This window comes from Immundisolibacter sp., from assembly GCF_014359565.1.
Lineage (GTDB): Bacteria > Pseudomonadota > Gammaproteobacteria > Immundisolibacterales > Immundisolibacteraceae > Immundisolibacter.
This window is the reverse complement of record NZ_JACIZD010000001.1, coordinates 419,140-441,322: the sequence shown is the minus strand read 5'-3', so window position 1 is coordinate 441,322 and position 22,183 is coordinate 419,140. Positions and strand designations below refer to the sequence as shown.

At 65.2% G+C, this 22,183-nt stretch carries 21 protein-coding genes and 1 pseudogene; 11 read left to right on the top strand and 11 right to left on the bottom strand.

Translation table 11 applies throughout. The features are described from left to right. Nucleotides 1–22: 22 nt before the first annotated feature. The 3 genes from H5U26_RS02130 to H5U26_RS02120 all read right to left on the bottom strand — a co-directional run bounded on the left by H5U26_RS02130 (nt 23) and on the right by H5U26_RS02120 (nt 2,043). Nucleotides 23–760, bottom strand: a complete 738-nt coding sequence (locus H5U26_RS02130) for a hypothetical protein (protein ID WP_290616179.1) — start codon at nt 758–760, stop codon at nt 23–25. Continuing rightward, nucleotides 690–1,331 (bottom strand): orotate phosphoribosyltransferase, encoded by a 642-nt coding sequence (gene pyrE / locus H5U26_RS02125; RefSeq protein ID WP_290616177.1) that lies wholly within the window; start codon nt 1,329–1,331, stop codon nt 690–692. The genes H5U26_RS02130 and pyrE overlap by 71 nt, the downstream gene beginning before the upstream one ends. Nucleotides 1,332–1,461: 130 nt before the next feature. After that, a complete protein-coding gene (locus tag H5U26_RS02120) occupies nt 1,462–2,043 on the bottom strand; it encodes a hypothetical protein (protein ID WP_290616175.1) in 582 nt (193 codons plus the stop codon). 426 nt (nt 2,044–2,469) lie between these two features. Here H5U26_RS02120 and H5U26_RS02115 point away from each other — a divergent pair, with 426 nt between their 5' ends. Both H5U26_RS02115 and H5U26_RS02110 read left to right on the top strand, forming a co-directional pair. Further along, nucleotides 2,470–3,252 carry an exodeoxyribonuclease III gene (locus H5U26_RS02115; protein WP_290616173.1) on the top strand — a complete coding sequence of 261 codons (783 nt, stop codon included), beginning with the start codon at nt 2,470–2,472 and terminating at the stop codon, nt 3,250–3,252. A gap of 63 nt (nt 3,253–3,315) precedes the next feature. Beyond that, the gene (locus H5U26_RS02110; protein ID WP_290616171.1) at nt 3,316–4,530 is read left to right on the top strand and encodes a zinc ribbon domain-containing protein; all 1,215 of its coding nucleotides are present in this window, start codon (nt 3,316–3,318) and stop codon (nt 4,528–4,530) included. Here the strand turns inward: H5U26_RS02110 and gltS are convergent. Together gltS and H5U26_RS02100 are read right to left on the bottom strand one after the other, a co-directional pair. Continuing rightward, nucleotides 4,519–5,703, bottom strand: a complete 1,185-nt coding sequence (gene gltS / locus H5U26_RS02105) for a sodium/glutamate symporter (RefSeq protein WP_290616169.1) — start codon at nt 5,701–5,703, stop codon at nt 4,519–4,521. The two genes, H5U26_RS02110 and gltS, sit on opposite strands and share 12 nt — an antisense overlap. 3 nt (nt 5,704–5,706) lie before the next feature. Then, the gene (locus tag H5U26_RS02100) at nt 5,707–7,383 is read right to left on the bottom strand and encodes an amidohydrolase family protein (RefSeq protein WP_290616167.1); all 1,677 of its coding nucleotides are present in this window, start codon (nt 7,381–7,383) and stop codon (nt 5,707–5,709) included. Between the two features lie 229 nt (nt 7,384–7,612). Between H5U26_RS02100 and dndC the strand changes: the two genes are divergently transcribed. From dndC to H5U26_RS02065, 7 genes and pseudogenes are all read left to right on the top strand, one after another. Further along, nucleotides 7,613–8,758, top strand: coding sequence for a DNA phosphorothioation system sulfurtransferase DndC (gene dndC, locus H5U26_RS02095; protein WP_290616165.1), 1,146 nt, complete (start codon nt 7,613–7,615; stop codon nt 8,756–8,758). A gap of 25 nt (nt 8,759–8,783) precedes the next feature. Further along, a complete protein-coding gene (locus tag H5U26_RS14875; protein ID WP_366055859.1) occupies nt 8,784–8,987 on the top strand; it encodes a DNA modification system-associated small protein in 204 nt (67 codons plus the stop codon). Continuing rightward, entirely contained in the window at nt 8,987–11,068 is a 2,082-nt protein-coding gene (locus H5U26_RS02085; protein WP_290616161.1) for an AAA family ATPase, read from the top strand. The genes H5U26_RS14875 and H5U26_RS02085 overlap by 1 nt, the downstream gene beginning before the upstream one ends. 2 nt (nt 11,069–11,070) lie before the next feature. Continuing rightward, nucleotides 11,071–12,609, top strand: a complete 1,539-nt coding sequence (locus tag H5U26_RS02080; RefSeq protein WP_290616159.1) for a DndE family protein — start codon at nt 11,071–11,073, stop codon at nt 12,607–12,609. 176 nt (nt 12,610–12,785) lie between these two features. Then, the gene (locus H5U26_RS02075; RefSeq protein WP_290616157.1) at nt 12,786–13,490 is read left to right on the top strand and encodes a DsbA family protein; all 705 of its coding nucleotides are present in this window, start codon (nt 12,786–12,788) and stop codon (nt 13,488–13,490) included. 86 nt (nt 13,491–13,576) lie between these two features. Next, nucleotides 13,577–14,509, top strand: a complete 933-nt coding sequence (locus H5U26_RS02070) for a restriction endonuclease (RefSeq protein WP_290616155.1) — start codon at nt 13,577–13,579, stop codon at nt 14,507–14,509. A gap of 78 nt (nt 14,510–14,587) precedes the next feature. Further along, nucleotides 14,588–14,815 (top strand): annotated as a pseudogene (locus H5U26_RS02065) (IS630 family transposase); the annotation flags it as partial. Here the strand turns inward: H5U26_RS02065 and H5U26_RS02060 are convergent. Further along, nucleotides 14,812–16,368: a bifunctional GNAT family N-acetyltransferase/carbon-nitrogen hydrolase family protein gene (locus tag H5U26_RS02060; protein ID WP_290616153.1), complete on the bottom strand. Its 1,557-nt coding sequence runs from the start codon at nt 16,366–16,368 to the stop codon at nt 14,812–14,814. The pseudogene H5U26_RS02065 and the gene H5U26_RS02060 sit on opposite strands and share 4 nt — an antisense overlap. 247 nt (nt 16,369–16,615) lie before the next feature. On the opposite strand from H5U26_RS02060, the gene H5U26_RS02055 reads away from it, so the two are divergent. After that, nucleotides 16,616–17,215: a TIGR00645 family protein gene (locus tag H5U26_RS02055; protein WP_290616151.1), complete on the top strand. Its 600-nt coding sequence runs from the start codon at nt 16,616–16,618 to the stop codon at nt 17,213–17,215. 150 nt (nt 17,216–17,365) lie between these two features. Here H5U26_RS02055 and H5U26_RS02050 read toward each other — a convergent pair whose 3' ends face one another. Then, a complete protein-coding gene (locus H5U26_RS02050; RefSeq protein ID WP_290616149.1) occupies nt 17,366–17,560 on the bottom strand; it encodes a hypothetical protein in 195 nt (64 codons plus the stop codon). A 262-nt stretch (nt 17,561–17,822) separates the two neighbouring features. Then, on the bottom strand, nt 17,823–18,428 hold the full coding sequence (locus H5U26_RS02045) for a PEP-CTERM sorting domain-containing protein (protein ID WP_290616147.1): 606 nt from the start codon (nt 18,426–18,428) through the stop codon (nt 17,823–17,825). 271 nt (nt 18,429–18,699) lie between these two features. On the opposite strand from H5U26_RS02045, the gene H5U26_RS02040 reads away from it, so the two are divergent. Next, nucleotides 18,700–18,855: a hypothetical protein gene (locus tag H5U26_RS02040; protein WP_290616145.1), complete on the top strand. Its 156-nt coding sequence runs from the start codon at nt 18,700–18,702 to the stop codon at nt 18,853–18,855. 272 nt (nt 18,856–19,127) lie between these two features. Here H5U26_RS02040 and H5U26_RS02035 read toward each other — a convergent pair whose 3' ends face one another. From H5U26_RS02035 to H5U26_RS02025, 3 genes are read right to left on the bottom strand one after another with little or no spacing between them, the layout of a single operon-like run. Further along, nucleotides 19,128–20,264 (bottom strand): alkane 1-monooxygenase, encoded by a 1,137-nt coding sequence (locus H5U26_RS02035; protein WP_290616143.1) that lies wholly within the window; start codon nt 20,262–20,264, stop codon nt 19,128–19,130. A gap of 9 nt (nt 20,265–20,273) precedes the next feature. Beyond that, nucleotides 20,274–20,816 carry a 3-phenylpropionate/cinnamic acid dioxygenase subunit beta gene (locus H5U26_RS02030; protein WP_290616141.1) on the bottom strand — a complete coding sequence of 181 codons (543 nt, stop codon included), beginning with the start codon at nt 20,814–20,816 and terminating at the stop codon, nt 20,274–20,276. Nucleotides 20,817–20,829: 13 nt separating this feature from the next. Further along, nucleotides 20,830–22,170, bottom strand: a complete 1,341-nt coding sequence (locus H5U26_RS02025) for an aromatic ring-hydroxylating dioxygenase subunit alpha (RefSeq protein ID WP_290616139.1) — start codon at nt 22,168–22,170, stop codon at nt 20,830–20,832. Nucleotides 22,171–22,183: the final 13 nt, after the last annotated feature.

Sequence of the window (22,183 nt, the reverse complement as noted above, 5' to 3'; positions counted from 1 at the left end):
TCGGCCCGGCACGTATCGTGAATCAGGACCCGGCGGTCTTGAGGGTTCCGGTCAGGCGGCGGTAGCGGTCCAGGTCAGCGTCGAAGCGGGCTCGCACGGCCAGCCGTTCGGCGCGCGTCCGCTCGGCGGCCAGCTCCTGACTGGCCAGATCCGCCGCCGTCCGGGCGCGGCCCTGCACCAGCGAAGCCGGCGACTGGCGACCGGCCGCGATGTGCTCCTGCGCTGTCGCGTCCATCTGCGCAAGGTTCCTGCGCAGATGGACGATGGTGTTGTCGACGGTGTGCAGGATCAGGTCCAGGCTCTCCAGCTTCGTGTCACGCAGACGCACCAGTTCGGACTCGTCCGCGTAGGTTTCCAGCAGCATCCGGTCGCGGTTTCGCTGCTCGGCGATGTCCCGTTGGCGCGCCTGTTCGGCCCTGCTGTTGGCCGCTTCGGCGACGGCTGCCGTGCGGCGCTCGGCGGCCTGCCGGGACAGTTGCTCGGCGCTGGGCGCCGGCGGGATCACGTTCAGCAACTTCAGGCTGCGACTGTCCAGAACCTCATAACCGGCCTGTACCTGGCCGGCCGGCAGATTGGTGCCGATGTGCATCACCCCGCGCTCGTCGCGGTAGCGGAAAAGGCGCCCCGCATCGACGGCCTGCGCGCTTGTGCACAAGACGGCCAGCAGCAGCCACGCGATCCCGCGTGCTTCAGCTCGCGCCGTAGCGGGCCCGGTAGGCGCGGATGTCCGCAGCCGGTGCGTGTTGCGAATCTTCTTCAAGAAATTGCACCAGTTGCTCGAGTCCTGCCACCGCGATCACCGGCACGCCGTGGCGCGCCGTCACCTCGGCCACTGCCGAACGCTCACCCTGGCCGCGCTCCTGCCGGTCGAGTGCCACCAGCACCGCCGCCAGATCGGCCCCGGCGGCGCCAATCAGGTCCGCCGAGTGCTGCACCGACAGGCCCGACGAAATCACGTCATCCACCACCACCACCCGGCCGGCCAGGGGCGCACCGACGATCACGCCGCCCTCGCCATGGTCCTTCGCCTCCTTGCGATCGAAGGCAAAGGGCACATCGCGGCCATGCTCGCCGGCCAGCGCGATGGCCGTGGCCGCCACCAGCGGGATGCCCTTGTAGGCGGGCCCGAACAGCATGTCGAAGGCCACTCCCGAGCGCACCAGCGCCGCCGCGTAGAAACCGCCCAGGCGGCGCAGGCGCTGGCCGCTGTTGAACAGTCCTGCGTTAAAGAAATACGGACTGTTTCGGCCAGACTTTAGGGTGAACTGCCCAAATTTCAGTACGCCGCTGCCGATGGCGAACTCGAAAAACTCGCGCTGATAAGCTTCCACCTGATATTTACCTTTCCATAACAATCAGTTGAATTATCGCCCTCGCCTGACGGACAGGCGCCAAACAGCTTTGCCCCGGACGAAGAATCTGCTGCGCCGGGGGTCAGGACTTGTCACGCAAGCCGAGCGCTCAGCGCGCACCCATCAGCAGGCGGTAACGGTTCAGATCGGACTCGAAGGTGTCGCGAATCGCCGCCTGCTCGGCGTGAATGCGTTCTGCCGCCCGCTCCTGTTCGTCAAGATCAGCCGCCGTCCTGGCACGCGCCTCGAGCAAGTCAGCCGGTGGCACCCGACCGGCCGCCTGGTGCTCGACGATCGTTGCGTCCATCTGCGCCAGGTTGCCGCGCAGGTGGCCGACGGTTTGCTCAACCGAGCGCAGGATCAGGGCCGTCGATTCCAGCTTGCTGTCGCGCAGGCGGATCAGCTCCGCCTCGCTGGCGTAGGTTTGCAGCAGCATCTGGTCCCGATACATCTGCTGGGCGGCGTCGCGTTGCCGGGCCTGCGCGCTGCGCTGCGCCGCCGCCTGTGCGGCCGCCGCCTCGCGCCGACGCTGCTCCTGATCGGCCAGTTCCTGCGGGCTGGGCGCGGGCGTGACGACCGCCAGCGTCTTGAGCGTGCGCCGGTCGAGCACCTCGTAACCGGACTGCGCCTGGCCGGGCGGAAGCACGCTTTCGACATGCATGACCCCGCGCGCGTCGTAGTAGCGATACACGCGCAGCGGCTCCGCTGCCTGCGTAGCAGTCCAAGTCCCTGCCAAAAACATCCACATCGCACACCGCAGCCGGCACCCTGCGGCGCCCGAGCGGGCCGGTCTTGGCGTTGTATCGAGTCTGTTCAAGGCATCACACCCGCGGCTTGCGTTGCGTCCCGGCCGGCGCGCAGGCGGCGCTCCCGCCCGCGTGATCAGCCCCCATCCAAAAGCGCCCAGTGCACCATCTCATCCCACTAAACCGGAGTTGTACAACATTACAACGAGCGCACGCCCGCCGCTCGCCATCAATTTCCAGCCAAGCTCGCCGGATATCGGAGGTTGCACAAGGCCCAAGCCTGCGGCCGACCAACCCCACGCTGCTAGACTGCCGCCCTCGATTTTCCTGCCACAAACAGTGCCTTGGCTGCGCAGCCGGGCCAAACACACATGCCCCTGAAAATCATCACCCTGAACGTGAACGGCATTCGTTCGGCCTGGCGCAAGGGCCTGGCGGACTTTCTGGCGCGCGAACAGGCCGACCTGGTGTGCCTGCAGGAAACCCGCGTCCAGCACCCGCAATTGACCGAGGAAATGCGGGCGCCGCACCTTTGCCAGAGCTTTTTCCACCATGCCACGAAGCCCGGCTACAGCGGCGTTGCCATATACACAAAACGCGCCCCGGACCGGGTGGTCGAGGGCCTGGGCTGGCCGGACTTCGACGCCGAGGGGCGCTGGTTGCAGGTCGATTACGGGAAGCTGAGCGTGGTGTCGCTGTACCTGCCATCGGGCTCCAGCAGCGAGGCGCGCCAGCAGATCAAGTTCGGGGTCATGGAGCGCCTGACGCCGCACCTGAAGCAGATGCTGGCCGACGGGCGCGAGTGGATCATCTGCGGCGACATCAACATCGCCCACAAGAACATCGACATCAAGAACTGGCGCGGCAACCAAAAAAACTCCGGCTTCCTGCCCGAGGAGCGGGCCTGGCTGGATGTGCTGTTCGGCGACATCGGCTGGGTGGATGCGTTTCGCGTCGTCAACCAGGAGGCCGAGCAATACACCTGGTGGTCCAACCGCGGCCAGGCCTGGGCCAGGAACGTCGGCTGGCGCATTGACTACCAGCTCGTCTCGCCCGGCCTGCGGGACACGGTACGCAGCGCGCGCATCCACAAGGACGAGCGCTTCTCGGACCACGCGCCGCTGATCATGGAGTACGCCATCGAGCTGCCCTGACCGGCGCCGGCGCGCGCCGATGGCACACTGGCGTCGGTCTGATCAGCGGGGAGGGAGCCTTCGATGACGTTCGCACGCAGCCTGGGCACAGTCCGCGTCCATCTGACGCAACTGAACCGCCAGCCGCTCAGCCGGGCGGCGCTGGTCATCGTGTTGCTGCTCGATGCGTTCGTGCTCAGCTCGATCTTCGACGGCCTGGCCCGGCACACCGCGCAGCTCGCGCAGCCATATGAGGCGGTGCCGGCGCGCTGCCGCGACATCGTGCTCGACCGGCAATGGACGCCTGCCGGGCGACTGGAACAGCTCGGCGAGGTGGTGAACGCGCACACGGCGGCATCCGCCTGGCAGGCACGGGCGTCCGGCGTCAACCCGCATCCGGTGTGCGCGCCCGTGGTCGGGGCAATCGACGCCGTGCTGGCCGACGGCGCACTGGCCAAGCGATTCGACGATGCGCGTGCGCTGCGTCGCCAAAGTGCCGACCTGCGCACGCAGATCGAGCGCCTGAAGGGCAGCTACGACACGGCGCTGCTCGAAAAGATCGCCGGCGCCGAGGCGCCGACGCGCGCCGACACGCTGGGCCGTGAGCTGGCGGCCAAGACCGGCGCACTCGAGGAGGCGACCGGCCGCCTGGCGCAGCTCGAAGCCGCCATCGCCGGCGAGGCCCGCGTACAGGCGCTGTGGCAGCGCATCGACGCCGTGCAGGCCGACGACCGCGAGCGCCTGCGCGCCGATCTGCGGCAGCTCGAGACCTGGTATCCGGTGCGCCGTCTGGGCTGGGAGCTGCTGTTCCTGGCGCCGCTGCTGGGGCTTTTCTATGCCTGGAATGCGGCCAGCATCCGCCGCGGCCGGGCGGTGCAGACGCTGGTGTCCGCGCACCTGCTGGTGGTGGCGTTCATTCCGGTGCTGTGCAAGCTGCTGCAGCTGGTATACGACATCCTGCCGCGGCGCTTTCTGCGGCAGTTGATGATGCTGCTGGAATCGGCGCACCTGGTCGCACTGTGGAATTACCTGGTGATCGCGCTTGCCGTCGCCGCCAGCCTGACGCTGATCTACGTGGTGCAGAACAAGCTGTTCGCGCGCGACAAGCTGCTCTCCCGGCGCATCGCCCGCGGCCAGTGTCAGGACTGCGGCCTGGCGCTGCCGCCGGACAGCGCGTTCTGCCCGGCCTGCGGCTTCGGACAATTCGCGCCGTGCCCGCACTGCGGGCTGGCCAGCCACGTGCACGGCCGCTATTGTCGGGAGTGCGGGCAGGCGATGGGTCGGGGATCAGCCCAATAGGTTCAGGAACGCCGTAATCAGCAGCGCGTTCACGAAATCGATGAAGAACGCACCGACCAAGGGCACCACCAGAAAGGCCCGCGGCGCCGGGCCGTAGCGGTCGGTCAGGGCCTGCATGTTGGCGACTGCGTTGGCGGTGGTGCCCATCATGAAGCCGTAGAAACCGCCGGCCATCACGGCGGCGTCGAAATCCCGCCCCATCAGCCGAAACACCCACTGGCACAGCAGCGCCAGCAGCAGCGCCTGCGCCAGCAGCAGCGCCAGCAGCGGCAGCGCCAGATCGACCAGCTCCCACAGCTTGAGCGTCATCAGCGCCATGGCGATGAACAGCGACAGCGCCACGGCGCCCAGGTCCTGCATGGCCTGCGTCGGCACATGCAGCAGCGGCTGCCGGTCCCCGAGGTTGCGCAGCACGGCCGCCGCCAGCATGGCGCCGATGTAGGCCGGCAGGGTGATGCCCAGGGCCGTGAAGCCGCGCGCCAGATAGTCGCCGAGCCACATCGCCAGCAGGATCAGGATCACCGCCCGCTGCAGCGGCGCCGCGGTGTCGGTCGCCTGTTCCGGGGATGCGGGCTCCGCCGCGGGCAGCGCACGGGCAGTGGTCGAGTACAGCCGCCGGCGGGCAATGATGCGCCCGGCCACCGGGCCGCCAAACAGGCCGCCCATGACGATGCCGCTCATGGCGGCCGTGACCGCCACCCCCGTGGCGCCGTTGACGCCGGCCTGCTCGAACAGCGGCGCGAAGGCAAGGCCGGTCGCCGGGCCGCCGGTGAGCGTGACCGAACCGGCCAGCACGCCCAGCAGCGGCGGCAGGCCCATCGCCAGCGCCAGGCTCGCCCCGAGCAGGTTCTGCAGCAGCGCGGCGACGGTGGCGATGGCCAGGAACCACGCCACCTGCACGCCGCCCACTCGCAACAGGCGCAGGCTGGCGCCAAAGCCGATGGTGGTGAAAAAGGCGATCATCAGCGGAGCCTGCAGCGTGGTGTCGAAGCGCACCAGATCCTGCCCGTCCCGGCGCAGCAGGCTGACCATGACCGCCACCAGTAGCCCGCCCAGCACCGGCGCCGGCAGGTCGTAGCGCGCCAGCACCGGCACCCAGCGCCGCAGCCCCTGGCCGACCGCCACTGCCAGCGCCGCCAGCGCCAGCGTCTCGATCATGCCAAGGGCAAACAAGCCTCAGGCCGCCTGCATGTGCGCGCCGGCGCGGCTGGCGCTGACATCGCCGGCGCGCATCAGCAGCTGGCCGTTGATGACCGTGGCGGCGATGCCGCGCGCGTCCGACACCAGCCGCCGCCGCCCGCCGGGCAGGTCGAACACCGCCCGCGCCAGACGATCCGAGCCGACCGTGGCCGGGTCGAACACGGCGATGTCCGCCTTCAGGCCGGCCGCGATACGCCCCCGGTCGGCGATGCCGAACACCCGTGCCGGGTCGCCGGTCAGGCGCTGCACGGCGTACTCCAGGCTCATGGCCTTGCGCTCGCGCACCCAGGTGCCCAGCAGCCAGGTGGCGTAGCCGACGTCGCAAATCTGGTCCACATGCGCGCCGCCGTCGGAAGCGCCGATCAGCGTGCGCGGGTCATTGATGATTCTGGCCACCACGTCCAGATCGATGTTCGAGATCGTGTACAGAAAGCGCGCGCCCAGACCGTCCTCGAGCGCGATGTCCAGGAACGTGTCGAGGCCGTCGGCGCCGCGCTCGGCGGCGATGTCGGCCACCGTGCGGCCGACCAGGCCGCCGAGCGCCGGATCGTTGACCTGTTGCAGTTCGAGCCGCGTCCAGTCGCTGGAAAACGCTCCCGGCTGCGCCAGTTCGGCGCGCAGCGTGTCGCGGAAATGGCGGTCGCGGTAGGCCGCGGCCAGCCGGGCGTTGTCGGTGTTGAACAGCGGCGCGAAGGTCTTGCGGTCGGCAAAGATGAACGGATTGGTCATTTCCAGCTGCGTCAGGAACGGCCGGCATGACACCTGCGGCACGGCGCCCATGCGCGTCAGCCAGTCGGTTTCCTCCAGTGTCTGCAGGGCGCGCTCGGGATTGCCGACCGGCACCAACAGGAAGGTCCAGGTCAGCGGGCGCCGGCTTTCGTCCAGCAAGAAGTGCAGCAGGTCCTGCTGCTCGGCGCTCAACGCGCCGCCGACGCCGCCCATGGCGATCTGGATGGTGCCGCGGCGAAGATCGCGCAGCACGTTGCAAAGGGCTTTCAACTCATCGCGGCTGGCCAGGCGGGCGGCCAGCGGCTTGCCGCCGTGGCCGATGTGCTGCGCCAGCACGGTGGTGCTGAAGCCCAGCGCCCCGGCATCCATGGCGGCGCGCAGGTGATCGGCCATCTGCGCGATCTCGGCCGGATTGGCGCCGCGCTCGCCGGACTGCTCGCCCATTACGTAATGGCGCAGCGCCGCCAGCGGCAGCAGAAAGCCGGCGTTCAGGCCGATGCCGCCGCCGGTTACGGCGTCCATGAACTGCGGAAAGGTTTCCCACTGCCAGCGGATGCCACTGCGCAGCACCTCGGCCGGCATGGCCTCCACGTTGACCAGGTCCATCATCGCCATCTCGCGCGCCGCCGGCCGGCACGGCGCGATGCCGACCCCACAGTTGCCCATCACCACCGAGGTCACGCCGTGCCAGGCGCTGCTGGTCAGCAGCGGATCCCAGCACCACTGCGCGTCGTAATGCGTGTGCGGGTCGATGAAGCCCGGCGACACCACCAGGCCGCAGGCGTCGAGCGTCTCGCGCGCGCCGCCTAGTTCGCTGCCAACGGCGACGATGCGATCGCCCTGGATGGCCACATCGGCGGCCCGGGCCGGGGCGCCGGTGCCGTCGACGACGCTGCCGCCGCGGATCAGAAGGTCGTGGTTCATGGGGGTTTCTCCTCGCCGGTATGTTGGTATGTCGGTACGGTGGGGCGAGCCGGCGCATCCGTGTAGCGGCGGGCCAGCGGCCATCATTCCGCCCGCCGACCGGGCGGTCAAGGCGCTTGAATTTGGAGCGTCGTGCACACATGCTCTGATAGGCTCCGCAGCGAATCACCGTTCAAGTAGCGAGTATGTGCTTGCGCCCACCTTCAGCCTCCGCGATGATCGCCGCACCATGACTGACCCTTTCTCACCACCTCAACCGCTCGATCCTGTACTGGACAAGGCGCTTGCTTCCATCCGTGCTGACCTGCGTGACGAGTACTTGGCCCCCCACCAGGATCCATGGATCGTCGGCTACTCGGGTGGCAAGGACAGCACGGTCGTACTCCATCTGGTATTTGAACTACTGCTGTCACTCGCGCCGGAGGACCGGCGGCGTGAAGTGCATGTCATTTCGAACGACACGCTGGTGGAAAGCCCGCTGGTAATGGGGCACATCGACACCGTGCAGGATGAGTTACGTCGGGCAGCAGATGCATGGCGCCTGCCCGTGCATGTCGTGACCTCCCGCCCGGATCCGGACGCCACATTCTGGGTAAACCTGATCGGTCGGGGCTATCCATCGCCGAATCGGACGTTTCGCTGGTGTACGGATCGCATGAAGATTCAGCCCACTAGTCGATACATCCGCGATCAAGTCACCGTGTCGGGCGAAGTCATTCTTCTGCTGGGGGTTCGGCGGGACGAATCTGCCACCCGCGCCGGCAGCGTCGCGCGCTACGACAATGGCCAAAGACTCAACCGCCACAACGACTTGCCGGGTTGCATGGTCTACCGACCCATCGTGGATCTTTCTACCGACGACATTTGGGAGTTCCTGGGCGCAACGATGCCGCCCTGGGGTGGAAGCCACACGGCACTGATCAAGCTTTATCGCGATGCTGGTGGTGGCGAATGTCCTGTTGTCACGCAAAAATCGGATGCTCCCTCCTGCGGCACTTCGTCGTCCCGCTTCGGTTGTTGGACCTGCACCGTGGTTGAGAAGGATCGCAGTCTCGAAGGTTTTGTCGAAGCTGGGTTTGCTGAGTTCGGACCGCTCATTGCCTTTCGCGATTGGCTCGTCTCAATCCGCAATGATCCACACCGGCGCATGGCGCGACGGCGTGACGGACGGATCACGGTAACCGCGGAAGGCGTGTTCGTACCGGGGCCGTTCACCCTGCAGGCGCGGGAAGAGATATTTGACCGTTTACTCGACCTGCAGGCTGCGGTAGGTCGGCAACTGATCAGCCCAGACGAGATTGCCCGGATCAAAACAATCTGGGCAGACGATGCCGCACAGGGCGCACTGTGGGCCGCGGAAGCGTGCGCACTGTAATTCACGCTTCAGGGAGGGGTAGCAAATGCCACGCGACATAGTTGTGCTATTTGATCAGGAAGACGGCAGGCGGTTGATCGAAAATCATTGCCGCAAAATCGGACTGCCAGTTGGCGACTTGCAGCGCCTTATCGAAGAGGTTATCGATAAAAGCACCATGCAACGGCGCCATGGATTGTGGCAGGCCTTTGACGAGGTGCTGGACGCCGACGTTGGGGCGCACGACTAATGCACCTTCGCTCTGTTTCTCTACGTGACTGGAAGGCTTATGAGGCAGCCCGCTTCGATTTCCCGGAGCCGGACGGCGACCGTAATGTCATCCTGATCGGCGGCCAGAACGGCTTTGGAAAAACGACACTTTTCGAAGCAATCGCCCTGGGGCTTTACGGCGCCTACGGTTTGCCCCTCATCTCGCGCGCCGCGGCGGCCGCCGATGAACAAAACAGAGGGCAATCATTTCGCGCTTTCATCGAACGTGCGCTGAATGGGCACGCAATTCGCGCCGGCAGGCGTTCATGCCAGATCGTGCTCACCTTTCAGGACCAAACCGGCGAGCCGATCGTCATTGAGCGTATATGGCATTTCACAGATGCTGGTCGTCTGCGCCCCGGTGAAGGTGCCGAAACCGTCCGAATCATGAAGGGATTGGCCCGCGAAGTGATCGGTCCCGGGCCAGCCGAGGCCGACCCGCAAGGGTGGTATCGCGATTGGATCGCTCGCACCTTCATGCCAGCGTCTTTGGCCGGCTTCTTTCTTTTCGATGGCGAAGCGGCCTCCGTATATGCCGAACGCGACATGGCTGTTCAGGTACGCGATGGGATTGAAGGCCTGCTTGGTCTCATTTGGCTCCGTACCTTGAGCAAGAGCCTGCGCGACTACGCAACCCGGCGGCGCAGCGACGTACCGCGCGGTGTGAATACCGATGCGGTGACCGCGCTGGAATCTACAATCGCGGGGCTGGCGGTAGAAGTTGAGAATGCTATACAACGTCTCGACCAGATTTCCCCAGGCCTTGCGAATGCCGAAGCAGAACGAGATGCGCTCACACGTGAACTGGCTGGTTATGGAACCGGAACTCGTGCTCAACTTGAAGAGTTGATCAAGGAACGCGCCGATCAGGAAAAGGCCTACGACATCGCCAAGGAAAAACTTTTCCAGATCGCCAGCGGCGACTTGCCACTCGCCTTGTCCGGTGGCGGGCTACGGACTCAGCTCGCTGAACGATTGACGCGCGAGCAGCGGCTCGCGCAATGGCTGGCCTCGGCCAAGGAAGGGCAGGGGCGGATCGAGCACGTCATTGCGGGAATAGAGCACGAGCTTACTACTATCGTGCCGCCGCTGGTGCCTGAGCAGGGTGAATGGGTGAGAGAGGCGGTGCGCCGTGCACTCGACCGACTCTGGCATCCAGCGCCGGATGATGCTGCGGAGTCATTCAGGCACATGCACGCGCAAGGAGCAATGGGCGAACGTGTACTGGCGCGGCTTGATCAGGCCGCAAAGGTCACAGTTGGCACGGTGTCATCGTTGCTTGGATCGATGGCACGAGCCGCGGCAGCACTACGCAACATTAACGCGACCATCCAAGCGTCGGAGGTAACAGCGCCGCAGCTAGAAGAGAAACGTGTGCGTATCGCCGAACTCAATAAAGTTATCCGTGCGCTGAGCGAGGAGCGTGGCGAGAAAAGCAGCTTAATCGCGTCGCGCAACGCCGATCTTGAACAGAAGCGTAAGGAGCTGGGGCGGTTAACTGGGCAGCTTGATCAGTCAGCGCGGCCGGCGCGGCTCGCCAAGCGCGCTGAGGAGGTTGCTTTGATGTTGGACGATCTGGCTTCCGATGCTTGGCCGATCCAGGCGCAGGCCATTGCATCAGCAATGACGCGTGCAGTAACGGCGATGGCACACCGCGATGATTATCTCAGCCGTGTCGAAATCACCAATGACGGGCAAGTTATGCTGCTCGCGCCTAATGGACGAAATCTGCGAGAATTCGACCTTTCCGCTGGCGAGAAGCAGATTTTTACTCAGGCGTTGTTTTGGTCCATTGCCCATGTTTCGGGCCGCGTATTTCCTCTAGTGATTGATACCCCCTTAGGCAGGCTGGACCAAGAACATCGCCTGAACGTGCTTCGTCATCTGGTACGACGGGATGGTCAGGTGATATTGATTTCGACCAACACAGAGGTCGTGGGTCCATATCTGGATGCCATACGGTCGCGTGTGCTTAAAGCGTGTCGGATCGAAAACAGCACAAATGGCGATATTGGTTTGAGCTGGCCGGTTGAGGGCTATTTTCCGGGACAGGGGATTTAAAAATGAACGGTGAGTCCAATTCTCCTGCAATCGGGCTCGATGAGATTGCCACCGCGTCGTTTCGTACAACCGCAATTGCCGACGATCAGGCGAAGCGTCTGAAAGATGCTCTTGGTTTTGGTGCGTTCAACGTGCCGGCACGTTTGGCTATCGCCAGATCGCTTGCGATTTCGGAGCCCCCAGAAGAAACACAGGGCGATGTTGGTCGTGGAATTAAGGGCGACACACTGTTTGGTACGGGTGTGGATTTGGCTGCTTGGGTGTCGCTGATCATTGAGTACGCCGGGGAGCCGCCACAGAACTTACGCCAATTTCAGGGATGGGTGGCAGCTCATTGGGCGCGTGGCCTTGGCGTGCTTGCCGCGACTATGAACGAAGCATCGGGCGATCAAGGCGAGTTTTGGCGCGCCGTGGCGCAGGCAGCGCTGCCAGAGGGACCGGCAGCTGAGCACGTCGGTGGCGAAGATGGACAGTCTGAAGGACTTTCGCCTACAGCTATCGCCGTGCCGTTCGGCGAGATCGCCGCAGACGTTATGACCGGTGAGCGCGTTGTATGGCCGCTTAATGCACCAGGTAACAGCCCCCACGCTGCGGTCATGGGCGCGGTAGGCAGCGGCAAGACGCGCACTGCCGCATATATGCTGCGCGCGATCCGCAAGCAGACGCCTGTGTCCTTGATTGCCTTCGACTTCAAAGGCGACATGAATGACAGCCACAACGCGCTGGATCAGGCGTTTGGGGCGACTGTGCTAGCGCCACCTCACCAACCCATTCCATTGGATGTGCTTGCACTTGCTGAGCGCACGCAAACCGACGTTGCACTGGCCGCGCAGCGCTTGCGTGACAGCCTCGCTACTCTCAAGGGAAGTGGCTTTGGTCCCTTGCAAAAGGGATTGGTTGGAGATGCCGCGGAGCAGGCATTACGAACTAAAACGCCATGCCGGTTGAGCGATGTGCGCGACGCGCTGAAAGCGATCTATGCAGCGCAAGGCAAGCAGGATGATGGCGCCACCACGACATTGGCTGATCTCTGTCGCTTTGAACTCTTCACGCCTGACCTGCCACCAGCCGAGTTCTTCCGGCGTTCATGGATCATCCGCCTGACGGCTGACCTGCCCGATTTGGTGAAGGTGTCTGTGGTCACTTTGATTACCGATGCCTTAGACCGGTATCTTAATAGTCTTGCCGACGCACCGACAGATTCTGAGGGTAATCGTGCCCTGCGAGTGCTGTGCGTAATTGACGAGGCGCACCGCATCCTCGGAGCGAAGTTGCCCGGGCTTTCAGGACTCGTGCGGCTCAGTCGCTCGAAGGGCGGAGCGTTGATGCTGATCTCGCAAGGCCCGGACGACTTTTCCGGTGAGGATGACGAGTTTCTCGACGAGATGGGCTTGGTGGCGGCATTTCGTACTAATGCAAACGCTCAGGCGGTTCGGCGCATTATTGGGCCGACGGCGAACCTCGCGGTGCTGGAGAAGGGACAGGCCTGGGTCAAACTCAGTGCCGATCCATCCCCTCGGCGGGTAGCTGGTTGGGGCTAAGTCTCCATAAGGAAACTCAAAAGCTGCTGCACCTAGTCCGGAGTCGGGGCCTGGAAACCGTCGTCTGCGCGGTGGGTTGACCTAGATTCGTCTTAGGGTTGCGCGCTGCGGTGCGCTTGAGCGCCGCACCCACCGGCGCGACACTGCAAGCCACCACCACAACGAGGAGAGCCGCCATGACCGACAGCCACCCGATCGTCATCGAGTTCTTTCACGACTGCCTTTCGGCCTGGTGCTACAAGGCCTCCGAGCGCCTGCGCGCGTTCGCCGCCGCGCATCCGGACGTGCAGATGGTGCAGCGCTGCTACCCGCTGGCGGTGTCGCCGATGCTGTTCAACCGCCAGCTCTACGCCGACAAGCGCGAGGCCAAGCGCGACGTGGTGATGGTGCACTGGGCCGACGCGCGCGCCTTCGAGCCGGACCCGCGCATCGACTGCGAGCTGATGATGACGCGCGATTTCGACTACCCCTACTCGCTGCCGAACCAGCTGGGCGCCAAGGCGGCCGAAATGCAGGGCGGCCAGCGCGCGCACTGGGACTTTTTCGATCGCGTGCAGCGTGCGCACCTGACCGAGTGCCGGAACATCGCCGACTACGATGTGCTGCGCAGCTGCGCCGAGGACATCGGCCTGGACGGCGAGCGCTGGCAGCACGACGTGTTCGGCGAACACGCCCGCAGCCTGCTGGCGGCGGACATCGAGCGCGCCGCCCGCTACGGCATCCTGCGCATACCGGCGCTGGTGGCCGACGGCCGCCACGTGCTGGGCGGCATCCCGCGCTCCACGCTCGGCCACTGCCTGCGCGAGGAAGGCATCGAAAGCTTCTACGAGGACATCAAGCGGCGGCGCATGCTGGGGTACGGGCTGCCGCCGGCGGAGTGAGGGATTTTGGCCGCCGCAGGCGCGGCAAGGTGTCCGGCAAATAGTGGGTTAAATTCGGGGTCGGTCCGTTTTGTACGTTGTTGCATATGGCTGTCCCGACATACGACCAGTTCATCGAGCCGGTACTGCGCTACCTGGTGCAGCACCCCGATGGCGTACCTGCCCGGCAAGCGCATGAGGCCGCCGCAGACGCACTTCGACTCACCGAGGAAGATCGGCAGCAACCGCTGCCAAGCGGCGCGCAGCTCATGTACAAAAACCGCGCTGGATGGGCGCACGACAGGCTGAAACGGGCCGGGCTATCGGGCAGCCCACGGCGAGGTATCTGGAAGGCCACGCCCGAAGGGCTCAGGTTCGCTGCGGAGCATCCCGGTCCGTTCACGGCGGAACTGGCCCAGCAGCTGGCGACGGGATACCCCGACGTCAAGCTGCGGCAATCGAATGGCCCTGCGCTGGTCCAGCCGCCGTTACCGACCTGTGCGCCACTGCACTGCGAGTCGGTAGCAAGCCCCGACGACCGGCTCGGTCAGGCATTGCTGGAACTGCGCCAATCGGCCGAATCGGAGCTGCTTGAGCTGCTGGCCAACGTGTCGCCGGCCTTCTTCGAAACCATCGTTCTTGATCTGCTGCACCGCATGGGCTACGGCGCGAACCGAGCGGACCTGCAGCGCGTGGGCGGCTCCGGCGACGCGGGAATTGACGGGATCATCTCGCTTGACCGCCTCGGGTTGGAGAAGGTGTACGTCCAGGCCAAGCGCTGGCAGGCCTGCGTGGGCCGCCCTGATCTGCAGGCTTTCTACGGAGCGCTCGCCGGGCAGAAGGCGAAAAAGGGCGTGTTCATCACCACATCAACGTACTCGTCGCAGGCCGTGGACTTTGCAAGATCCGTGGAGGGCATCGTGCTGATCGACGGCGCGCGCCTGGCCGGCCTGATGATCGACCACGAGGTCGGCATCAGCTCACGCACGGTCAGGATTCCGAAGATCGACAGCGATTATTTTGAGGACGAAGCATCCTGATGCTGCCAGTCCCGGCGCTTGACCCGCAGGCACCGCCCGGATTGCCGATTTATTCCTGTCAGCTACACAGCCAATTTCTCCTGCAGTTCATGGCCCCATCAGGCTGAGCGCTTCTTCGCGCTGATCACCGACAAAGCCATTCGGCGCGGATCCTTCACCGGCCTCAAACGACTCGTGCAGCGCATCGACCACTTCGTCACGGCCTGCAACACGAACTGCCGGCCGTTTCGCTGGACCGGCACTGCTGATTCCATCCTCGAAAAGCTGCGTCAACCTTGCTCACGTATTGACGGGACTGGACTCTAGCCCTCCCCCAGCCACTGCACCCGGTACAGGTCGCGGCGGCGATCCAGGTAATTGCGCACCGAGCCCTCGTTCTGCAGCATCTGCAGCTTGTCCAGGTCGACGTCGACGATCAGCGTCATCTCGGTATTGGGCGTGGTCTCGGCCATGATGGCGTCGTGCGGGAAGGAGAAGTCCGACGGCGAGAACACCGCCGTCTGGCTGTACTGGATGTCCACGCTGTCCACCTGGGGCAGGTTGCCGATGCTGCCGCCGATGGCGACGTAGCACTCGTTCTCGATGGCCCGTGCCTGGGCGCAGCGGCGCACGCGCAGGTAACCGTTCTTGGTGTCGGTCCAGAACGGCACGAACAGGATCTGCATCTCCTGGTCGCCGAGCAGGCGCGCCAGTTCCGGGAACTCCACGTCGTAGCAGATCAGCACGCCGATGCGCCCGAAGTCGGTGTCGAACGCGGTCAGCCGGTTGCCGCCTTCCATGGCCCAGTCACGCTTCTCGTGCGGCGTCGGGTGCAGCTTGTACTGGGTGTCGACGGAGCCATCGCGGCGGCACAGGTAGGCCACGTTGTACAGCTCGCCATCCTCGAGCAGCGGCATCGAGCCGGCGATGATGTTGATGTTGTAGCTGACCGCCAGGCGCTGGATGTCGTCGCGGATGCGTGGCGTGAACTGGGCCAGGAAGCGGATCGCCTCGGCCGTATTGCGGTGCTCGGCCAGGCCCATCAGCGGCGCGTTGAAGAACTCTGGAAACAGCGCAATGTCGCAGCGGTAGTCCGATAGCGCGTCGACGAAATACTCGACCTGCTTGACCAGTTCCTCGACGCTGTGCATCTGGCGCATCTGCCACTGCACGCAGCCGATGCGCGCCACCGTCTTGCGCGCGCCGAACAGCTTCGAGTCCTTCGGCTCGTAGTAGATGTTGAACCACTCCAGCAGCGTGGCGTAGCCCTGCGATTCCTTGTCCTCCGGCAGGTAGCCCTTGAGCACGCGCTTGACCTCGAAATCGTTGGCCAGCTGGAAGCTCAGGATCGGGTCATAGACCTCGCGCCGGCGCACCGCCTCGATGTACTCCTGCGGCGTCATGCGCTCGGCGTAGTCGCGGTAGTTGGGAATGCGCCCGCCGGCGATGATGGCGCGCAGGTTCAGGTTCTTGCACAGCTCCTTGCGCGCCTCGTACAGGCGCCGGCCCAGACGCAGGTTGCGGTAGTCCGGATCGACGAACACGTCCACGCCGTACAGCACGTCGCCGTTTGGGTCGTGCGTGGTCAGGTAGGCGTTGCCGGTGATCTCGTCGTAGGTGTGTTCGTCGCCGAACTTGTCGTAGTCGACGATCACCGAGAACGCCGCCGCCACCGCCACGCCGTTGTCCTCGATGCAGATCTGGCCCTCCGGAAAGGTCTTGAGCATGGCCAGGTACTTCTTGCGCGGCCAGGCGCCGCCCATGCCCGGGTAGACCCGGTCCATGATCTTCTTGATGGCCGGGTAGTCGTCCGCCACGAGATTGCGCAGGCGCAGCTTGATGTCGGCGCCGGTCGAGGCGGCGTGGGTGTCGTCAGTCATTCGGATATTTGCCAGATTGGGGAGTGGATCGCTTTGTTCAGGATACCGGCACGCCGGCATCATGCCCCGACTCCGGGCCGGCCGGCTGATCGGCCACCATCATTTCCAGCGCCTCCTGCCAGGTGCGCACCCGTGGCACGAAGTGCCGGTCTGAGCGCCCAGCGTCTTTGCCGCAGCCACGCCGTCCGGCTACCATCCGCGCCCGCTGCACGCGCAAGCCCCACCCCACCGTTCAGGCAGTTAATTCATGACGTCCACCCCACCGCGCAAGATCAAGCCGTTGCCGGCGCTGATTTTTTCCTCACGCTGGCTGCAGTTGCCGCTGTATCTGGGCCTGATCGCCGCACAGGGCGTGTACGTGGTGCTGTTTTTGAAGGAGTTGTGGCATCTGATCCACGGCGCCGTGTCGCTGAGCGAGCAGGAAATCATGCTGATCGTGCTCGGGCTGATCGACGTGGTGATGATTTCCAACCTGCTGATCATGGTGATCGTGGGCGGCTACGAGACCTTTGTGTCGCGACTGGGCATCGAGGGCCACCAGGATCAACCGGAATGGCTCTCGCACGTCAACGCCACGGTGCTGAAGGTGAAGCTGGCGCTGGCGATCATCGGCATTTCGTCGATTCATCTGCTCAAGACGTTCATCGAAGCCGGCACGCTGGGCGCCCTGCCGCTGTGCGCGACGGCTGCCGCCGGCGTGCGATGCACTGCGCTCACGGAAGGCGCGGTCATGTGGCAGACCATCATCCACGTGGTTTTCATTCTGTCCGCGCTGGGTATCGCATGGACCGACTGGGTGATGGGCTCGTCCAGCGCGCTGAATGCGAAAAACCGCCAGGCTCACTGAGCCTGCGGCGCGGCAACACAGGGCGGCCGGATGCTGGCCGCGTCCAGCGCTCAGGGCGAAAAGGCCCGGGCGCCGAATGTTCCTGTTCCGCGCACGCCAAGGCGGGATTTGCAGCGCGACCGGTGAGACTTCCGGTGCGCGCGGGGCCTCTCAGGCGCCGGCAATTGCTGCGGCGACAGGCGCAGCTCCCATCTCATCCAGCCAATCCGGCCAGCCGGCCTTGCGGTTGGCCTCGCGGGCGATCTGCCGCTGCTGGAGACTGGCGAAGCACAAATCCCGGTCCTTGAGCAGCGGCTTGGCGATGCGCCCGAACCACGGAGGGATGGGGCACAGGATGCATGCCATGCTGCGCTGGACAGGAGATCGTGCGCGACCGTTCCAACTCGTCAGCGGCCGGGTCTAGACAGGCTCAGCCTTCGGTGGCGCGGGCGGGAGAACCGACATGCCCGGGATCGTCGACTGGTACATGGACGGGGACTCGGCGCCCACCCGCTGATCACACGTACGCTCATCACCCACGGCGTCGAGTTGAAGAATCGCGGCGGAGTCAGTCCGCTCGGTGGTCGTCTACTGAACCTCGCCCTCGCCCTCGCGCACGCGGAGGCGGTTACCGGCCGGCGCCGGCAGTGCGGCGACGCGTGAGGCCGATTGCGGCCAAGCCGAGTCCCATCAGGGCCACGGTGCTGGGTTCCGGCACGACCGCCGCCTGGAATGACAGCACGCTGTTGCCGGTCATCTGCACCGACCCGTTGCCGTCGGCGAACGCGAAGCTGCCGCCGTTGAAGGTCGGCGTCAGCGGCGAGAGTGCAAGCGGCCCCAGCGACTCCGACAGGTCATAGCCAATCAGGTCTGCATTCATGCCGCCGAGGCCGTTCTCGACAGTCGCATTGAAGAAGTTCGCGAGCGCCAGCGAAGGATCGCTGGAAACCACGATCGTGCTGGTCGGTGCCAGGGCGAAGGTCGAGCCGCCTTCGCTGAAGCTGCCGCCGACGTTGTACAGCCGGAAGAAGCCGACACCATCGTCGACGATGTCCGAGGTGTCGGCGCTGAACACGAAGGAGAAGTCGGTATTGGTGAAGGTCGAGCCGTCGCCCCAGGTTCCGGAACCGACGCCGCTGAAGGTATAGGTTGCAGGCACTGCCTGCGATGCGACTGGGGCAAACGCCAAGGCGCCCGCCAGCGTGACCGCAAAGCCGAGTTTGTTCATCATCATTAGAACTCCGTAGAACTTCGTGTTACTGACAAGAGGTGAATGTCGACGAAAGATCTGCCGGGCCAGGGGCCAAGGGAGTGGTTCGGGTCCGACCGTACCAGCATCCTATTTTCCGTGCAATGCGGCGTCAACCCCCGAATCGCAGAGGCCTGCCACGGGCCATGCCGGTGCCCGACTTCGGTGTCGGGGGCGGCAACCGACACGGAGCGCGCGCCTCAGTTCACGGTCAGCCTCAAGTAGTGTCCAGTTAAAAGTCGAACAGGAGCGGTGCATGAGCTCGTGCGCCACCGGCACGTTCGGAACCGCGTTCAGCCACACCAGCGAGGCGACCGCGCCGGCCAGCACCAGCACGGTCGGCCACGGCACCCTGAACCCCGAGCCCGGCCTGCATCCGCCAGGCAAAGGCGGCTGGCACTGGCAGAGATAGCCGAGACATGGGAAACGATGCGCCCCTATTTCCTTGGCAGGCCCCACGGCAGCCGGTCGTCGCTGTTTGTGAGCCAAGAGACCGGACGAGCAATCAAGAAGACCTGGAATGCGCTGACCTTCACAGGAATGTGCGGCCCTATCAAAGTTTGATGGCGCGCGGCTGCAGGCCACACAACGGTGCCGCCAATACCCTATCGCTTGTGGGTTCGAGTCCCACAGGCCCACCATCTGCAGGAACGGCGGCACGCGTGAGGCGCCGTCGCCCGGCAATCAGGCGGGGGCGCCTTGAGCGAACGGAGCTTCGCTCTGCTCGGCCAACCAATCCGGCCAGCCGGCCCGGCGGTTGGCTTCGCGGGCGATCTGCCGCTCCTGCGGACTGGCGAAGCGCAAATCCCAGTCCTTGAGCAGCGGCTTGGCAATGCGCGCGAACCACAGCGGCGGGATGAAGGCGCTGACGGCGCACACGAACAGGTTCGGCATCTGCGGCGCATCCGGGTGCGGCACCAGCTGGTCGAAGCGCAGGTCCGGATCGATGTGGTGATCGACGTGGGTGGTGATCTCGTAGCCGATGGTGCGGTCGATCCAGGTCAGGTGGTTCCAGGTGTGGTGCAGCCGGGTCGGTGAACCGGGCACGCGCACCAGGCCGTAGTGCTGGATGTAATTGAGCGCCTCCAGGAAGAACTTGCTGCTGATCTGCGCCAGCAGGGTCAACGCGCCGGCCAGCGGGCCGCCGTACAGGCCCACCGCCAGCGGGATCGACAGCAGCAACGCGAATTCCCAGAACAGGAAGTTGCGCGGCGACCACAGTGCGGCGCCGGTAACCGCCTGCCGCTTGCGGGCGGCGATCAGCAGTTCCTCGAAATTGCGCTTGGTACAGCGCCACATGAACGGATACACGCTGCTGCCGCGCGGCGCGTAGTCGGCGTCCGCTTCGGTATCGAAATGGATGTGGTGCGTGTACAGGTGCGGAATGTCGCGGTGCGCGTCGGCAAACATGGCGCTGATGAACTTGGCCAAGCCGCGCGAGAGCCAGTCCTTGCGGTGCATGAGCTCGTGCGCCACCGGCACGTTCGGAACCGCGTTCAGCCACACCAGCGAGGCGACCGCGCCGGCCAGCACCAGCACCGTCGCCACGGCGCCCTGCACCCCAAGCCCGGCCTGCATGCGCCACGCAAAGGCGGCGTACAGCGCCACCATCAGCACGCAGTGCAGGTACAGCGGCACATCGGCCAGGCGCGGGTACCGGAAGCGACGCACGGAATGATCCGGCCGCGATACGGCGTCCAGCCCGGCCAGCACGAAGAACGTGCCCACGCCGGCCCACATCCACCAGCCGCCGAGCATGAAGCCGACGATGCCGGCCAGCACCACCAGCGAGCACAGGTAATAACGCAGGTAATCGGTCACAGGGCTTCCTCAGGGGAATACGTTCAGGCTTTTGTTCATGAAGATATTCTGCTGCGCGGTCAGCAGGCGCCGGGCGATGCGCAGCTGCCCGTCCACGCGCCGCAGCAGGTCCTCGCGCAGGCAGTGCAGGGTGTGCTCCTCGTCCTCGTTGATGTTGCGGTACACGACCGAGATGGAATGCACGCGGTATTGGTCGGGATCATCCGTGTGCTCGACCTCCACGTTGTGCACCAAGTGCGCGGTGCGCGTGGCCGGGTCTTCGGTCCAGCAGGTGCCGGTTTCCAGGCGCGCAATGCGCTTTTCCAGGTGCTCGAGATGGTCGTTGTAGTAGGCGCTGTGCAGCACGGATGGCGCGCGCTCGTCGCGCCGGTAGCGCTGCACGCGGGCCGGCATCCAGTAGTGGACGTCGGGCGTCAGCAGCGCCAGCCAGGCGCGGTAGTCCTGGCGGTCCTTCAGGCGCGCTTCGCGGTAGTAGAACTGCTGGACTTCGCTTATCAGCTCCGGTGATGGCGGCTGCGCGGCTGCCTGCACGTCCCTGGCGATGGCGTTCATGGGCGCTCTCCGGTCAGCGGGTGGGCCGGCCGGCGTAGCGCGGCGCGTAACGCTGCGGCACGTCGGACCAGGATTTGGCGTTCATCAGGTCCGCCCAGCGCTGGTAGAACAGGCGCTGGTTGGCGTCGTTGAACTGGCCCTCGTGGACGATGCCCGGCAGTTCCGGGTGCTCGATCTGGCGGCTCTTGCCGCAGCCGTAGTGCAGCTTCTCGTGCCGGCTGACCCAGCCGCGGTTGGTGCGAGTGTTGCCCTCCCAGTTCTCGCCGTCGTCCATCTCCAGCGTGCCGGCGGGGTTGAAGGTCATGTTGCAGCCGATGTTGATGGCCTGCTTGACCGACTGCGGGGCGTTTTTCGGCACCACCGTCCAGACCCGCAGTTCGAGCTTGCGCGGGCCGCGCGGCAGCCACATGCGAAAGGTGTGGATGCCGGGCAGGAAGGTCATGTTCGGGAACATGGCGGCCGAGGCCAGCGAGCCGAACAGGCGCGCGCGCAGTTCGCCCAGCCGGGCGGCGATCTTCGGCTTGAGCGCCGCGTAGTAGTCGATGACTTCCTGCGAACCCAGGATGGCGATGTCGCCAAATCCTTCCAGCGCGAACTCCCAGCCGTGACCGTTGACGCTGGCGTGATAGGTGTCCTTCGGGTCGTAGGCCGGGAACGGCCCGCCCATCATGGCGCGGCCGCCCGAGTCGTGCGTCCACCAGGCGTGGTAGGCGTCGCCGATGAAGTTCTCGACACCGAACTTCCAGTTGGCGTTGGCGTAGGACTTGATGGTGCCGGGCAGGAACTCGATGCCGCCCTCGTCGTTGTCCAGGAACGCGTCCAGGTACCAGCGGTAGTCGCCGAGGTATTCCTCCAGGCCGGGCGCGTCCGGATCGAAGGTGGCGAAGATCATGCCCTTGTAGGTTTCGACCCGCGCCCGGCGCGGCCCCCAGGCGGCCTTGTCGATGTCGCCGGCGTCATAGGCTTCGCGCTCGCTGGGCAGGCCGGTCAGCTCGCCGGCCGTGCTGAAGGCCCAGCCGTGGTAGTTGCAGGTGAAGCGGCGCGCGTTGCCCTCGTCGGCAAAGCAGATCTTGTTGCCGCGGTGCGGGCAGGCGTTCAGGTACACATACACCTTGCCGTCGGTATGGCGGGACACGATCACGCCGTCCTCGCCGAGGTAGGTGGTGACGAAATCCCCGGCGTTCGGGATTTGCGAGTCGTGCGCCACGAACTGCCAGCAGCGGGCGAAGATGGCCTCCAGCTCGCGCTCGTAGATGGCCTCGTCCCAGAAAATGCGCCGGTCGACCCAGCCGGCGTCGACGTTCACATAACGGAAATAGTCCTGCGGTGGCTGTGCCTGCTCGTGGGGTCTCATGGGCGCCTCCTCC